The following is a 13,768-nucleotide window of genomic DNA, read 5'->3' on the forward strand; positions in this document are numbered from 1 at the left end:
GCGCCCCGCTGCGGAGTCTCAGCAGATCCGCGGCAGCTGCTCCCCGATCGGCAGGTCCACCACCCGCGTGCCGCCGAGTCCGGTGCGTGCCACGACCATGCCGGGGTGTGCCTCCACCGCCTCGCCGATCACCTTCGCGCCCGCGCCCAGAGGGTGCGCGCGCATCGCGTCCAGGACCGCTTCCGCGTGTGCGCGCGGGACGAAGGCGACCAGCTTGCCCTCGTTGGCGACGTACATCGGGTCCAGCCCCAGGATGGCGCAGGCGTTGGCCACGGGTGGCGGGACAGGGATGCTCCGCTCCTGGACGACGACGCCCGTGCCGGAGGCCACCGCGATCTCGTTCAGCGAGGCCGCCAGGCCGCCGCGGGTCGGATCGCGCAGTACATGCAGGTCGGGCGTGACCGCGAGCATGGCCTGCACCAGGCCGCCGAGCGCCGCACAGTCGCTCTCGATCTCGACGTCGAACTCCAGGCCCTCGCGCACGCTCATGACGGCGACGCCGTGGACACCGACGTCTCCGCTGACGATCACGACATCGCCGGGGACGACGCGCTGCGGGCGCAGGTCGACTCCCGCGGGGATGACCCCGATCCCGGCGGTGTTGATGAAGATGCCGTCGCCGTGGCCCGCTTCGACCACCTTGGTGTCACCGGTCACCACTTCCACCCCGGCAGCGCGTGCCGCGGCGCCGAGCGCATCGGAGACGCGTGAGACGACCGCGAGTTCGACGCCCTCTTCGAGGATGAATCCGCAGGAGAGGTAGGCGGCTCGCGCCCCGCTCATGGCGAGGTCGTTGACGGTGCCGTTGACGGCCAGGTCGCCGATGCTGCCGCCGGGGAAGAACAGCGGCCGCACCACGAAGGAGTCGGTCGAGAAGGCAAGCCGGACCCCGCCGAGGGTGACCGCTGCGGAGTCGCCGAGCCGGCCCAGCACCTCTCCCCCGAAGGCGGGCGCGAAGATGTGCTCGACGAGCTCGGCGGAGAGCGCGCCGCCGCCGCCGTGGCCCATCACCACACGGCTCTGGCCCCTCAGGGGGGCGGGGCACGTCCACGCGGTGAGGTCCGGCGGCGCCTGTGTCCGCGGCGCGTGTGTGGTGTCAGACAACGGGGCTCGCCTCCATCGCTGCGTTCGGGATGTCCAGCCGCCGGTAGAGGTAGTACGCGGCACACGCGCCCTCGCTGGAGACCATGGTGGCGCCGAGCGGGGTGCGGGGCGTGCACAGCGTGCCGAACGCCTCGCACTCGTGCGGCTTCAGCAGGCCCTGCAGAACCTCGCCGCTGCGGCACTCGGCCGGTTCCTCCGTCTTGATACCGGTGACCGAGAAGCGGTACTCGGCGTCGTACTCCCGGTACCGCGAGGACAGCCTCCACCCGCTGTCGGGAATCGTGCCGATGCCGCGCCAGGCCCGGTCGGTCACCTCGAAGACGTCCGCCAGCATGGCCTGCGCGGCGGGGTTCCCCTCGGGGCGGACGGCGCGCTGATAGGCGTTGTCGACACCGTGCTCGCCACGTTCCAGTTGCCGTACGGTCCTGCGTACGCCTTCAAGGATGTCCAGCGGCTCGAATCCGGTCACGACGATCGGGACCCGGTACCGCTCTGCCAGCTCCGGGTACTCCGCGACGCCCATCACGCTGCACACGTGCCCGGCCGCGAGGAACGCCTGCACCCGGCAGCTCGGCGACTGCATGATCGCCTCGATGGCCGGGGGCACCCGCACATGGGAGACGAGCAGGCTGAAGTTCCGGATGCCGAGCTTGCGCGCCTGGTGGACCGTCATCGCATTGGGTGGCGCGGTCGTCTCGAAGCCGATGCCGAAGAACACCACTTCCCGGTCCGGGTTCTGCCGGGCGATCTTCAGGGCGTCGAGCGGCGAGTACACGACCCGTACGTCGCCGCCCTCGCTGCGCACCTGGAAGAGATCGCGGCCCGTGCCCGGCACGCGGAGCATGTCTCCGAAGGAGCAGAAGATCACGTCGGGGCGGGTGGCGATCTCCAGCGCCTTGTCGATGACTTCCAGCGGAGTGACGCACACGGGACAGCCGGGTCCGTGGATCAGCTCCACCTGGTCCGGCAGAAGCTGGTCGATGCCGTGGCGGATGATGGTGTGCGTCTGACCGCCGCAGACCTCCATCAGCGCCCAGGGCCTGGTCACCGTGGAGTGGATGTCGTCGAGCAGCCGACGTGCCAGGTCGGGGTCCTGGAATTCGTCGATGTACTTCACTTCTGCGCCTCCTCGGCCGCGTCGATACCGGCGGGCAACGGGGATCCACCGGCCTCGGCCGCCAGTTCCCACGGGTCTCCGAACTCCTCCTGAAGCGTCCCGAGCGTCGCGAAGAGCTCCAGTGTCTGCTTGGCCGACTCCTCGTCGAGCCGCTGGAGCGCGAACCCCACATGGACGATGGCGTATTCGCCGACCTGGAGGTCCGGCAGATACTCCAGGCACACCTCCTTGACCACACCGCCGAAATCGACGTTGGCCATGCGGGTGCCGTCGCGTTCCTCGATGTCGAGCACTCTCCCCGGTACCGCCAGGCACATGGGCCTCTCCTCACTGTGGGTGGTTCTTGCCCGGCCGCGCCGGGGTACGTGGTCAGTCGGCTTCCCCTCGCCCGGCCTTGGTACGAGCGGCCACCATGAGCTGACCGAGCGCCAGCCCGCCGTCGTTGGGGGGGACATGGTGATGGCGCAGGACGGTGAAGCCGTCCTCGCGCAGGGCCCGCGCACAGGCCGAGGAGAGCAGCGAGTTGGCGAACACGCCGCCGGTGAGGGCGACGGTGTCCGCTCGGTACCGCTCTCGGGCCATGCGACAGGTCTCGCGTACGAAGCCGGTGACGGCCCGGTGGAAGCGTGCGGCGACGACGGACGCGGCGACACCCGCCCGTACGTCGTCGACGACCGCCGCGAGTACGGGCGCGGGGTCGGCGGTCACCGCTCCCCCGCCGTCGGCGGGCGCGGGCCTCAGGGCGAAGGCGTATGCGGTGTCGTCCCGGGCCTCCGCGTTCAGCGCTGCGGCCTCCAGTTCGATGGCCGCCTGGGCTTCGTATCCGGCGTGATGGCAGACACCCGCAAGGGAGGAGACGGCGTCGAAGAGGCGCCCCATACTGGAGGTGGGTACGCAGTTGAGGCCGCGCTCCAACTGGCTTTGCAGTACGCGCAGTTCGTCCGCCGGGCAGGCGGCGGCACACGGCAGGTCGGGCGACCAGCCGATGCCCGCCGCGTGCAGGTGCGCAAGCGCCATGCGGTACGGCCGCTGCACCGCGGCGTCGCCGCCCGGCAGCGGGACGTAGGCGAGGTGACCGAACCGGATGAACCCGTCGTAGTCGGCCAGCAGAACCTCCCCGCCCCACACCGCGCCGTCGTCGCCGTAGCCGGTGCCGTCGAAGGCGACGCCGATCACCGGACGGCTGCCGTCGAGGCCGTGTTCGGCCATCGCCGCCGCGACATGGGCGTGATGGTGCTGGACGTTTCGGAGCGGCCGGCCGGCCGCATGGAGGGCGGCCCACCGACCGGAGCGGTAGCCGGGATGCCGGTCGGCCGCAAGCAGTTCGGGAGTCACCCCGGTGATCGACTCCAGCTGCGCCTCGGCGCGCTCGAACGCCTGCTGGGTGGCCAGGTCGTCCATGTCCCCGATGTGAGCGGACAGCCAGGCTCTGCGCCCTTGCGCGAGAGCGAGGACATTCTTCAGATCTCCCCCGACGGCGAGGGCCGCCCGCACGGGTACCGGCAGCGTGAGCGGCAGGGGGGCGTATCCACGAGCGCGACGGACGGTCAGCAGTTCCCCGTCGCACACGCGCACCACCGAGTCGTCGCACGGCACATGGATGCGGCGGTCGTGGACGAGCCAGGCGTCGGCCACGTGTGCCAGCCGGTCGAGAGCCTCCTCGTCGTCGGTCACGATCGGCTCGCCCGCCAGATTGCCGCTGGTCATGACGAGCAGGCGCGGCCCGTCCGCATCGCCCGGCAGGCCCAGCAGCAGATGGTGAAGGGGGGTGTACGCGAGCATCACCCCGAGATCGGGACTGCCGGGGGCGACCTCCTGGCAGACGCGCACCTGTCCGGGCGGCGGTTCGCCGCCCCGGCGGCGCAGGAGCACGATGGGTCTGACGCCGCCCGTCAGCAGGCGCCGCTCCTCGGGGCCCAGGTGCACCAGGTGCTCGATGTCGGCGGCGCTCCGGGCCATCAGGGCGAACGGCTTGCCCCCTCGGGCCTTACGGCTGCGCAGAGCGGCCACGGCCCGGGAGTTCGATGCGTCGCAGGCGAGGTGGTAGCCGCCGATGCCCTTGACGGCGAGGATCGCGCCATGGGCCAGCAGGTCACGCGCCCCGGAGACCGGGTCCGCCGCCGACGACGGCTCGGGCCGGCCGCCGGTGCCCGGCCGAGGCGTCAGCAGACGCAAGCGCGGGCCGCAGTCGTGGCAGGCAACGGGCTGCGCGTGAAAGCGGCGGTCGGCCGGATCGGTGTACTCCCGGGCGCAGTCCGCGCACATCGCGAAGTCGGCCATGGTGGTGTGGGACCGGTCGTACGGCAGGCCGGTGACGATGGTGAAGCGCGGGCCGCAGTGCGTACAGGTGATGAAGGGGTGCCGGTGGCGCCGGTCGGACGGGTCGGCCAGTTCTGCCAGACAGGCGGCGCAGGTGGCCATGTCCGGGGAGACCAACGTGCGCGCGGGCCCGCCGCTACGGGAGGCGGCGATGGTGAATCCGTGTCCCCCTGCCGGGGGTACGTCCTCGTGGTCGACGGATTCCACGCGGGCGAGCGGTGGCGCCTCGGCCGAGATCCGGTCGCAGAACGACTTCAGGGCCCTGGGTGGTCCTTCGACTTCCGCGACAACACCCTCAGCCGTGTTGGTCACATGTCCGACGAGGTCCAGCCGGGTGGCCAGCGCGTAGACGAAGGGCCGGAACCCGACGCCCTGGACGACACCCCGGACAGTGACCCGCCTGCGCCCGACCGTCCGGTCGACGACGGTGGCGCCCGGCTGCGTACCGGTCACGAGCCCGACTGCGCCAGGGCGCCCGAGCCCGCCGTGTGGGAGTGCGTGCCGTGTTCGTGTCGATGGATGTGCTCCTGGCGGGCCATGACGGGTGCGTGCGTCACCCCGCCGTCGGCCGTAGCCACGGCCCGGTCCAGCAGAGCCCCGATCCCCGTCCCGCCACGCGCCGACGTCAGCAGCACTTCCACACCCGGATTGACCTGTTCGACATGCGCACGAAAAGCGGCTTCGTCGAATTCCACGGCTTCCGCGATATCGGTCTTGGTGATCACGACCAGTTGCGCAAGGCCAAAGGCGGTGGGGTACTTCAGGGGTTTGTCCTCGCCCTCCGTCACCGATGCGAGGACAACTCGCAAGGATTCCCCGAGATCGTAGGAGGCCGGGCAGACGAGGTTGCCCACGTTCTCCACGAACAGCAGTCGGGTGGCATCGGGGAGCCATCCGTCGATGTGCCGACTCAGCATTCCGGCCTCCAAATGGCAGAGGCCGTCGGTCAGTACCTGCTTGACCGGAACTCCGGAACGGGCCAACCGCATTGCGTCGTTCTCGGTGGCCAGATCGGCCGTGAGGGCCGCGACCGGTACTCCCCGATCCCGGGCGAGCAGCAGTTCGGCCTCGAGCAGTGCCGTCTTGCCGCTGCCGGGACTGGAGAGCAGATTGACCACGGTGGTCCCACGGGCGGCGAGTTCGGCGCGCAAAGTGGCCGCTGTCGCGTCGTTCTTGGCGAGTACGGCCTGGTGCAGATCGACCTCACGGCACATTGCTTCAGCACTCCTCGGAGACGGTTTCACGGGTGCAGGCGTGCGGCTGGCCGTCCTCCCAGTGCACGCTGACGATCTGCAGCTCGCGGCCGGCGAGCAGTTCGGCGGTCGCCTCTCCGCACCCCGGGCAGCACAGCTGCGGGGGCATGCCGACTGCCCATTCATCAGCGCATGGGGCACAGCGGGCGCGGCCGGGCACGGATTCGGTGACCAGTTCGGCACCCTCAAGAACAGTGCCGGCGCAGGCCAGTTCGAAGCAGAAGGACAGCGCGTCGGGCACGACTCCGGCCAGTTCGCCTACCTGGAGCCGTACGGACGTCACCGCGGTGACATCGCCCGCTTCGGCCGCCGCCTGCTCCACCTGACCGACCACGGCCAGCGCGATGGACATCTCGTGCATCGGTCTCCGTCCTGGCACAGGCCGAGCTGTCGACCGCCCTGGCCGGGTGCGGCCGGGGCCCGCTCGGGACCATTACAGGCAGGTACCCCGTGGCCGGGAGACCGGCACGCCGACGCCGTGGGGCCGCGTACACCGTTCGGTGCAGCCGGGGACATCGCAGGGAGCGGAGTGCGCGGCCGGGGCCGTGGCCACATCACGTCGCGTGCCGCCCGAGGGGACGCGATTGCACCTCAAACGGGCAGATCCTACCGATAAGCGGCGCTAAAGGAGTATAGGCGAAATATGGGAGTCGAATATCCGAGACCGGACAAACAGCGGGGTTCAAAGTGTCCGGAATGAGCTTTTGCTCAACATTGCACCCGGCATCCATATTGGGGGAACTCGCACGACTTGTCATGCTATTTCGCAGTGCCGCGGAACAGATCACCACACGTCATATCCCGTGACATGAGTCACGTCTCCAAGGTCACGCGAGAAACATCGGCCACGCCCAGACCCGTACCGCAGAAAGAAAGTTGAGTTATCCGCTCGAATTGGATCACGCAATTTCTCCCGCCAGAATCCACATGCCCCATTGCAGTGGTGAATTCGGGACTTGTTCCATCGAGTCCCTCTCGCTTAACGTCACCGTCAATCCCGGACGGACCGCCGAATCCTGCCGCCGTCCGGTAAACCGAACCCACTCACGTGCGGCAGGAGCGGGGGACCCAGGTAAGCCGCCGATCCGGAATCCGGAACGGCTTGGGGTGAAGTCGCATTCCAGTGCGACCGGGCATCTCCAGCCCGAACCCGACAGCTCACCTCGCAGGCGACGGAGAGGAATTCGTCATGCCTGCAAAGGGCAAGCACCGCCGTCCCAAGTCCAGCCCCCTCACCCGTTGTTTCATGGCAGCCGGAGCGGGCGGCGCCGCGCTCGCCCTCCCGGTGATCGGCGCGACCACAGCCTCCGCGGTGCAGCCGGTCGCGCACTCCGCCGTCGCGGTGAAGGCCGTGGCGCCGGCTGTCGCCCCCGCGACTCCGGTCGTCACGAAGAAGGCCGGACCGACGATCTATTCCGTCATCACGGGCGACTCCCTCTCCAAGATCGCGTCGGACCACGCGCTCAACGGCGGCTGGAAGCGGCTCTACCAGGACAACCGGCAGGCCGTGGGCGACAACCCGTCGCTGATTCACCCCGGCCTCAAGCTGACGATCGGCAAGAAGGCCGCAACGGGCGCCCGCGCGTCCTCCGCGCCGGAGCGGGCCAACCGTTCCGCGCGGACGACCGCCCTGTCCGCCAAGACCACCGCTGCCGCGAAGCCCGCCAAGACCGCCGCGAAGCCCGCCAAGACCGCCGCGAAGCCCGCCAAGGCCAAGACCTACACCAACGATCTGGACGGCTGGATCAAGGAGTCGCTGGACGTCATGGCCAAGCACGGCATCCCCGGCACCTACGAGGGCATCCACCGCAACGTGATGCGCGAGTCCTCGGGCAACCCGCTGGCCATCAACAACTGGGACTCCAACGCCGCGGCCGGAACGCCGTCCAAGGGACTCCTCCAGGTCATCGACCCCACGTTCCTCGCCTACCACGTGCCCGGCACGTCGATGGACAGCTACGACCCGGTCGCCAACATCACCGCCGCCTGCAACTACGCGGCCGACAAGTACGGCTCGATCGACAACGTGAACGGCGCCTACTGATCGTCCCGGCAGACCCGCTCGGGCCGTCTCGTCCCGTCACTGGCGTCACATCCTGCGCATGCGCAGATAGCGCCTGAGGTCCGGCAGGACCTGCTTGACGACGGCGGCCAGAGCGGCCGCGGCGGCCGCGCCGCCGATGATGGTCTTCTTCATGCTGTGCTCCTCACTGTGCGGCCTTGGCGGCCTCAGGCGGTGACGCGGACGTCTTCTGTTCGCCGTCCCGCAGCAGGCCCATGATCATCCGTACGGCCTCCGGAACCGCGGCGGCCACGGACGGGCTGAGGCCGATGCCCTCCTCAACGGAGGCGGGTTCGCAGCCCAGGACCAGCGTGCGCCCCGGCGGGCGCGCGCCGGTCCCGGCGCAGAGCGTCCCCAGCAGGGCCAGCACCGCGTCGGGTGACATCTTGTGGCCGTCGAGCTGGGCGTTCCGGGGCTCGACGGCACCGGGCGCGTCGGGTTCGATGAGATACAACGTGCCGGGCTCCTGGCCGCGCTCCGTGGCATCGACCAGGACGACGGTGTCGTAGCCGTCGAGCAGCTGGTACGCCAGGTGCACCCCCCGTACGCCGATGTCCGCGGTCTCCACGCCCTCGGGCAGCCGCTCGGCCGCGAGCCTGCGTACGGTCTCGACGCCGAAGCCGTCATCGCCGAGGAAGATGTTCCCCACCCCGGCGACCAGGACCCGCCGACCGGGCCGGGTGGCGCTCCTCGCGTTCATGCGTCCTCCAGCGGGGCGACCTCGTCGGGCTGGAAGTACAGATACCGGCCCTGTTCACGGCGGATGTCGGCGCCGGGATCGCCCTCCACCGTCACCGCCAGGTGCACCGCCCCGTCCACGTCGTGGAGCACCGCCTCGACCGTGGCACTGCGACCGTACAGAAACAGGTCCTGGGCGTCGGTACGCCGAAGGCCCGGCCGCAGCACGACGCGGCTTCCGGCGCCCAGCGACCGGCCGTCCACCAGGACCCGGTCGCGTGCCGGGTCGAAGCCGGAGTCGCTCGCCGGGTCCCACCACGGGGTGTCCGGCCGCTCCACTCCGTGTTCGTCGGGGAATCCGCGTCCTCCCGCCGGAGATGTCTCAGAGGCGGCGGGGCCGGTCACGTCGCGCAGCGCGCGCACCGCGCCGTGCAGGCGTTCCAGTACCTCCGGCGGCATCGAGTCGGCCAGGTCGATCACCGCGGCGGCCCGTTCGTCGGTCCCGCGGGCCTCGCGCTTCTCCTCGTCGGTGAGGGCGGCGGTGCGCAGCGCCAGGATCTCGTCGATCTCGGTGGCGTCGTACAGCGCCCCGGGGCTCTCCGGGGCGATGGCCGGATGGTCCTCCAGGATGATCGGCGAGGAGAGCACCAGGTCCGCGCGCCCCGGTTCGCCGGCGAGGACCGGCCAGGTGTGCAGGTTGCGGCAGGACGCGACGGCGCCCTTGGCCCACTGCGGCGGGTCCGTCATCGACAGGAACGACCCGGCGCTGAGCCCCATCAGGAGGTGCGCGGCCACCAGTGCACGCGGCAGGGCCGCGTCCCGGTCCGCGGCGGTGCCGTACGACGGCGTCCAGGTGCTGGTGTTCTCCACGACGGCGGTCAGCCGCAGCACCCGGTAGGGTCCGTCGATCTCCTGCGCGGACAGGCGCAGGACGCCACAGATCTCCTCGCAGCGGCGGACCAGACGGCCGACGGGCCGACCGGATGTGTCGAGGACGGGTTCGCTCTCGTCGCGCTCAGGGCGGGTGAAGGGAACGGTGACGCCGTCCCCGGTCAGCTGGGCCACGGGGAAGACGACTTCGATGCGTTCCTCGACGCCCTCGTCCCACGGCACCAGGACCCGGTCCTCCAGGCGGAGTTCGGGAACCGTCTCGAAGCTGCCGTCCGGCCGGGCCTGTTGCACGGTCCTGCGCCGCGCGTGCAGGAAGCGCACCTCGACCGCCAGCGACGCGTCGGCCTTCGGTTCCATCAGGCACTCGGTGTGCTGGAAGTCGTGCTCCTCGCGATCGGCGCCCCAGGCCGGCGGTACGAGCACTCCGAACTGCCAGCGGAGCCGGTTCTTGGCCGCCGACGCCCGGTACGGGTAGAGCACATAGCCCTCGAAGAGGACCGCGTCGGCGACCTGACGGGCGACGGCGAACCGGGCCTCCGTCCGAGCCGTGAACGCAGTGGTGGTCATGGCGCGGTCCTCCCGGTGGCGCGTGCCGCCGGCGCTCCGGCCAGGGCGCGGACCCGCGGCGGCTCCGGCGGCTCCGCCCTGCTCAGCAGGGCCTGGACAGCCGCCTCCCAGGAGGCGAACGCCCCGCGCGAACGGAAGGCGAGCAGGGCATCCATGGTGTCGCGGGGCAGCCGGATCCAGCCGCAGCCGGGGAAGTGCTGCTCCATCATCTCCCGCCACACCGCGACCGGCATCCGGTAGTTGGCCTCCCGGTCCCAGGGCACCGGCTCGACGTGGAAGCCGCCCGAGCCAGTGAACGCCGTTCCGGAGAAGAGCATCAGCAGCGGAACCTCACCGTCGCAGAGCGCGCTGAAGTACCGGGTCGCAGCCACGTCCATGTCGTAGGTGCAGGGCACGACGAGGTCGGTCTCCGTCTCGCCCGTGAAGCTCGGGACCATGTGCGAGACCTGGGCGAACTGCACCGGCTGGAGTGTGCTGCCCCAGCGCGAGCGCTCACCGAAGAGGTCGGCGAGGCCCTCGGCCTCCGCAGGCTCGTAGCCGCGCCGGGCGGGCTCGATCCGGATCTGGCAGCGCAGGGCGAGGGCGTGCACGCGAGCGTTCCCGGACGCGGTGATGCGCAGCCGGAGGACGAGCGTGGGACCGGCGGCGTACGGGTCGGCGCGTACGCCCGTACAGGTGAAGGAGAACTCCGTCACGAGCGGTCCTCTCGCTGTGCCGCCCGGGCGCGGCGTTTCACCTGCTCGAAGAACTCCTCCAGATCGGCGCGGGCCTCGGCGCCGCCGTCGAAGCCCTGCCACAGCAGTCGCATACGGCCCACCAGTTCGTAGCAGATGTCGATGGGGACGAGGTAGCACTCGGCGCGGCCCTGCGAACGGCGCACCAGCAGTGCCTCCACGTCGTCTTCGAGGAGCCGGGCCAGGCGGCTGCCGCCGAGTACGGCCTGCCAGGCCGAGGGCTCCAGTTCGCTCTCGGTCGCGCCTGCCGGGCTCGGGTAGAGCGCGACCAGCCGGTCGAGTGCCGCGTTCCGGAAGAAGAACGCGACGCCGACCGGAATCTGCAGCGCCTCCCAGGCGCTGTCGTCCAGGCGGTGTTCGGGGTCCGCGAGGAAGCGGTCCGGAACTGCCCGGAACCGCCCGCCCGCGGCGCCCGGCCGCTCGAAGAGGAGCGCGCAGGAGACGCAGGCGCAGGCCAGCGCCCTCTTCTCCGTGTCCACCAGGTGACGGTGCCCCCCCTCGGCCACGGCCACCGCGCACAGTTCGCAGCGCTCCTGCCGTGGCCGGCGCTCTGTCAGGAAGCGCCGCAGACCGCGGTGTTCCGTGGCTGCCCCGGCGGGCTTCGGCCGGACCTGAGGCGCGCTCACGGCGCCTTCGCCGGGGCCGGTCCGGACGAGGTGCGCAGCCCGTGCGGTGTGCCGATCTGGAGCAGGGCGGGCTCCTTGGGCACGGTGACCTGTTCCGTCTCGACGGCGGTCACCTCGGGAGCAAAGCAGGCGAGGGCGTCCTCGACCGCCTGTTGAGCGGCCGTACCGGTACTGGCGCAGCCACAGCCCGTGCCTGCCGTGTAGCGCAGACGCAGGATCCCGGTCCCCTCGTCGAAGCCCGCCGTCTCCCAGGCGTCGTCGCCGACCGATTCCAGGGCGCGCCCGATGCGGGTGGCGGCGTCCTCGGGGTGCAGGTCGTGCAGGACCAGCAGGCTGGAGACGAGTTCGTCCGTGAGCAGCCCGGTGATCGGGGCGGCGGCCGTCCTGCCCGCGGCCGGCGCCTCCAGGAGGCGCACGATCCGGGCCAGACCGGCGCCGTAGAAGTCCATCAGGACCCCGACCAGTTCCTCGGCGGCGGCACGCGCCTTCGGGTCGCCGGTGGCGGCCAGCCGGTCGAGTACCTCTTCCACACGCCGTCCGGCCTGTTCCGCGGTCGTGGCGCGGGCGGACGGGCCGGAGCTCGGGGCCACCGCGTGTGCTGCCGCGCTCATCCGCCCAGACCGCTCAGGCCGGTGGGCACGTGCATCGACTTCACGGTTTTTCCGCCGCCGACGTACATGTGGACGCCACAGGGCAGGCAGGGGTCGAAGCTGCGCACCGCGCGCATGATGTCGATGCCCTTGAAGTTCTCCGGGGGGTTCTCCTCGAAGATCGGGGTGTTCTGGACGGCGTCCTCGTACGGTCCGGGAGTGCCGTACGAGTCGCGGGTGCTGGCGTTCCACGGGGTCGGCGGGTACGGGTGGTAGTTGGCGATCTTCCCGTCCCGGATGACCATGTGGTGCGAGAGGACGCCGCGCACGGCCTCGGTGAACCCGCAGCCGATGGACTCGTCAGGCACCTCGAACTTCTCCCAGGTCTGGGTGCGTCCGGCGCGTACCTCTTCGAGGCCCTTCTCGGCGCAGTGCAGGGCGATGGCCGCCGCGTAGGCCTGGAAGTAGGTGCGGGCGCGGTTGCGTTCCAGCGCGTTGCTCCACTGCGGGATCTTCCACTCGAAGGTGGTCTCGGGCTTGGTCATGGTGCGGGGCAGGTTGATGACCACGCTGTGGCCGGTGGCCTTGACGTAGCCGACGTCGACGAGTCCGGACAGCGCGGTCGACCACAGGCGCGCGATGGGGCCGCCACCGGTGTCCAGCGGCAGGTGGTCCTTGCCGTCGAACCAGCGCGGGGACATCACCCAGCTGTACTTGTCGTTGAAGTCCCGCTTCTGCGGTGCGGGGATGGTGTGCTGGTTCCACGGGTGGCGCGGGTCGACCGGGTTGCCGAGCGGGTCGTGGGTGACGAACTGCTCCTGGCCCTGCCAGTCGTCGTAGTACGAGCTGCCGAGCAGGATGCGGATGCCGAGGTTGATCTCGGTGAGGTCGTTGGTGACGAGCTTGCCGTCCACGATGACGCCGGGGGTGACGAACATGCGCCGTCCCCACTCGCTCATGTTGGCGTAGGTGAAGTCGCAGTACTCGGGGTCGTTGAGGGCTCCCCAGCAGCCGAGCAGTACACGCCGTCGGCCGACCTCCTCGTACCCGGGCAGCGCCTCGTAGAAGAAGTCGAACAGGTCGTCGTGCAGGGGGACGACACGCTTCATGAACTCGACGTACCGCATGAGGCGGCTGAGGTAGTCCGTGAAGAGCTGCACGGAGGCGATGGTGCCGACGCCGCCCGGGTAGAGCGTGGAGGGGTGCACATGGCGGCCCTCCATCAGGCAGAACATCTCCCGGGTGTAGCGGCTCACCTGGAGCGCTTCCCGGTAGAACTCGCCCTCGATGGGGTTGAGGGAGCGCATGATGTCGGCGATGGTGCGGTAGCCGTGCTCCCCGGCGTGCGGTGCCTCGGTGCGCTCGGCGAGTTCGAGCACCCCGGGGTTGGTCTCGCGGACCATCTTTTCGCAGTAGTCGACCCCGACCAGGTTCTCCTGGAAGATGTTGTGGTCGAACATGTACTCGGCGGACTCGCCGAGGTTGATGATCCATTCACCGAGGTGCGGAGGCTTCACTCCGTACGCCATGTTCTGCGCGTACACCGAGCACGTGGCGTGGTTGTCGCCGCAGATGCCGCAGATGCGGCTGGTGATGAAGTGTGCGTCTCTGGGGTCCTTGCCGCGCATGAAGACGCTGTAGCCGCGGAACACGGACGAGGTGCTGTAGCACTCCGCGACCCGCTTCTGCTTGAAGTCGATCTTTGTATGGATACCGAGGCTGCCCACGATCCGGGTGATCGGATCCCAGGCCATCTCCACAAGACCGCTGCCGTCGCCGGCCGCCTTCGTCGTCGGTGCCATCGTGTGTGCCGTGCCCTTCTTCAAG

14 protein-coding genes and 1 riboswitch are annotated in these 13,768 nt (G+C 70.2%); of the genes, 1 reads left to right on the top strand and 13 read right to left on the bottom strand.

Translation table 11 applies throughout. From position 1 onward, the window contains the following. Positions 1 to 18: 18 nt before the first annotated feature. The 6 genes from hypE to OG293_RS02705 are packed head-to-tail and all read right to left on the bottom strand — an operon-like array spanning position 19 to position 6,154. A complete protein-coding gene (gene hypE, locus OG293_RS02680) occupies positions 19 to 1,104 on the bottom strand; it encodes a hydrogenase expression/formation protein HypE (RefSeq protein ID WP_405997119.1) in 1,086 nt (361 codons plus the stop codon). Next, entirely contained in the window at positions 1,097 to 2,221 is a 1,125-nt protein-coding gene (gene hypD / locus OG293_RS02685) for a hydrogenase formation protein HypD (protein WP_405997120.1), read from the bottom strand. Before hypD ends, hypE begins: the two co-directional genes overlap by 8 nt. Further along, a complete protein-coding gene (locus OG293_RS02690; RefSeq protein WP_405997121.1) occupies positions 2,218 to 2,538 on the bottom strand; it encodes a HypC/HybG/HupF family hydrogenase formation chaperone in 321 nt (106 codons plus the stop codon). Before OG293_RS02690 ends, hypD begins: the two co-directional genes overlap by 4 nt. 52 nt (positions 2,539 to 2,590) lie before the next feature. After that, the gene (gene hypF, locus OG293_RS02695) at positions 2,591 to 4,993 is read right to left on the bottom strand and encodes a carbamoyltransferase HypF (RefSeq protein WP_405997122.1); all 2,403 of its coding nucleotides are present in this window, start codon (positions 4,991 to 4,993) and stop codon (positions 2,591 to 2,593) included. Next, the gene (gene hypB, locus OG293_RS02700; protein WP_405997123.1) at positions 4,990 to 5,754 is read right to left on the bottom strand and encodes a hydrogenase nickel incorporation protein HypB; all 765 of its coding nucleotides are present in this window, start codon (positions 5,752 to 5,754) and stop codon (positions 4,990 to 4,992) included. Before hypB ends, hypF begins: the two co-directional genes overlap by 4 nt. Before the next feature lie 4 nt (positions 5,755 to 5,758). Beyond that, positions 5,759 to 6,154, bottom strand: coding sequence for a hydrogenase maturation nickel metallochaperone HypA (locus OG293_RS02705; RefSeq protein WP_405997124.1), 396 nt, complete (start codon positions 6,152 to 6,154; stop codon positions 5,759 to 5,761). 661 nt (positions 6,155 to 6,815) lie between these two features. Further along, positions 6,816 to 6,978: riboswitch (cyclic di-AMP (ydaO/yuaA leader) on the top strand. Between the two features lie 4 nt (positions 6,979 to 6,982). On the opposite strand from OG293_RS02705, the gene OG293_RS02710 reads away from it, so the two are divergent. After that, positions 6,983 to 7,837, top strand: a complete 855-nt coding sequence (locus tag OG293_RS02710; RefSeq protein WP_405997125.1) for a transglycosylase SLT domain-containing protein — start codon at positions 6,983 to 6,985, stop codon at positions 7,835 to 7,837. Positions 7,838 to 7,882: 45 nt separating this feature from the next. Here the strand turns inward: OG293_RS02710 and OG293_RS02715 are convergent, their stop codons facing one another. From OG293_RS02715 to OG293_RS02745, 7 genes are read right to left on the bottom strand one after another with little or no spacing between them, the layout of a single operon-like run. Beyond that, on the bottom strand, positions 7,883 to 7,990 hold the full coding sequence (locus OG293_RS02715) for a DUF6893 family small protein (protein ID WP_405997126.1): 108 nt from the start codon (positions 7,988 to 7,990) through the stop codon (positions 7,883 to 7,885). Between the two features lie 10 nt (positions 7,991 to 8,000). After that, the gene (locus OG293_RS02720) at positions 8,001 to 8,555 is read right to left on the bottom strand and encodes a hydrogenase maturation protease (protein ID WP_405997127.1); all 555 of its coding nucleotides are present in this window, start codon (positions 8,553 to 8,555) and stop codon (positions 8,001 to 8,003) included. After that, on the bottom strand, positions 8,552 to 9,991 hold the full coding sequence (locus OG293_RS02725) for a hypothetical protein (protein WP_405997128.1): 1,440 nt from the start codon (positions 9,989 to 9,991) through the stop codon (positions 8,552 to 8,554). The genes OG293_RS02720 and OG293_RS02725 overlap by 4 nt, the downstream gene beginning before the upstream one ends. Then, entirely contained in the window at positions 9,988 to 10,686 is a 699-nt protein-coding gene (locus OG293_RS02730) for a DUF6084 family protein (RefSeq protein WP_405997129.1), read from the bottom strand. The genes OG293_RS02725 and OG293_RS02730 overlap by 4 nt, the downstream gene beginning before the upstream one ends. Continuing rightward, positions 10,683 to 11,351 carry a DUF5947 family protein gene (locus OG293_RS02735; RefSeq protein ID WP_405997130.1) on the bottom strand — a complete coding sequence of 223 codons (669 nt, stop codon included), beginning with the start codon at positions 11,349 to 11,351 and terminating at the stop codon, positions 10,683 to 10,685. The genes OG293_RS02730 and OG293_RS02735 overlap by 4 nt, the downstream gene beginning before the upstream one ends. Continuing rightward, positions 11,348 to 11,962, bottom strand: a complete 615-nt coding sequence (locus OG293_RS02740) for a hypothetical protein (RefSeq protein ID WP_405997131.1) — start codon at positions 11,960 to 11,962, stop codon at positions 11,348 to 11,350. The genes OG293_RS02735 and OG293_RS02740 overlap by 4 nt, the downstream gene beginning before the upstream one ends. Further along, positions 11,959 to 13,743 carry a nickel-dependent hydrogenase large subunit gene (locus OG293_RS02745; RefSeq protein ID WP_405997132.1) on the bottom strand — a complete coding sequence of 595 codons (1,785 nt, stop codon included), beginning with the start codon at positions 13,741 to 13,743 and terminating at the stop codon, positions 11,959 to 11,961. Before OG293_RS02745 ends, OG293_RS02740 begins: the two co-directional genes overlap by 4 nt. Between the last annotated feature and the right edge of the window lie 25 nt (positions 13,744 to 13,768).

Source organism: Streptomyces sp. NBC_00829 (genome assembly GCF_045161795.1).
In the GTDB taxonomy this organism is placed as follows: Bacteria; Actinomycetota; Actinomycetes; order Streptomycetales; family Streptomycetaceae; genus Streptomyces.

What these genes read in the sequence shown, in the direction of transcription:
- hypB (WP_405997123.1), bottom strand. Translation starts at nt 5,754, where the DNA reads ATGTGCCGTGAGGTCGATCTGCACCAGGCCGTACTCGCCAAGAACGAC.
- OG293_RS02705 (WP_405997124.1), bottom strand. Translation starts at nt 6,154, where the DNA reads ATGCACGAGATGTCCATCGCGCTGGCCGTGGTCGGTCAGGTGGAGCAG.
- OG293_RS02715 (WP_405997126.1), bottom strand. Translation starts at nt 7,990, where the DNA reads ATGAAGAAGACCATCATCGGCGGCGCGGCCGCCGCGGCCGCTCTGGCC.
- OG293_RS02725 (WP_405997128.1), bottom strand. Translation starts at nt 9,991, where the DNA reads ATGACCACCACTGCGTTCACGGCTCGGACGGAGGCCCGGTTCGCCGTC.
- OG293_RS02690 (WP_405997121.1), bottom strand. Translation starts at nt 2,538, where the DNA reads ATGTGCCTGGCGGTACCGGGGAGAGTGCTCGACATCGAGGAACGCGAC.
- OG293_RS02720 (WP_405997127.1), bottom strand. Translation starts at nt 8,555, where the DNA reads ATGAACGCGAGGAGCGCCACCCGGCCCGGTCGGCGGGTCCTGGTCGCC.
- OG293_RS02710 (WP_405997125.1), top strand. Translation starts at nt 6,983, where the DNA reads ATGCCTGCAAAGGGCAAGCACCGCCGTCCCAAGTCCAGCCCCCTCACC.
- OG293_RS02740 (WP_405997131.1), bottom strand. Translation starts at nt 11,962, where the DNA reads ATGAGCGCGGCAGCACACGCGGTGGCCCCGAGCTCCGGCCCGTCCGCC.
- OG293_RS02745 (WP_405997132.1), bottom strand. Translation starts at nt 13,743, where the DNA reads ATGGCACCGACGACGAAGGCGGCCGGCGACGGCAGCGGTCTTGTGGAG.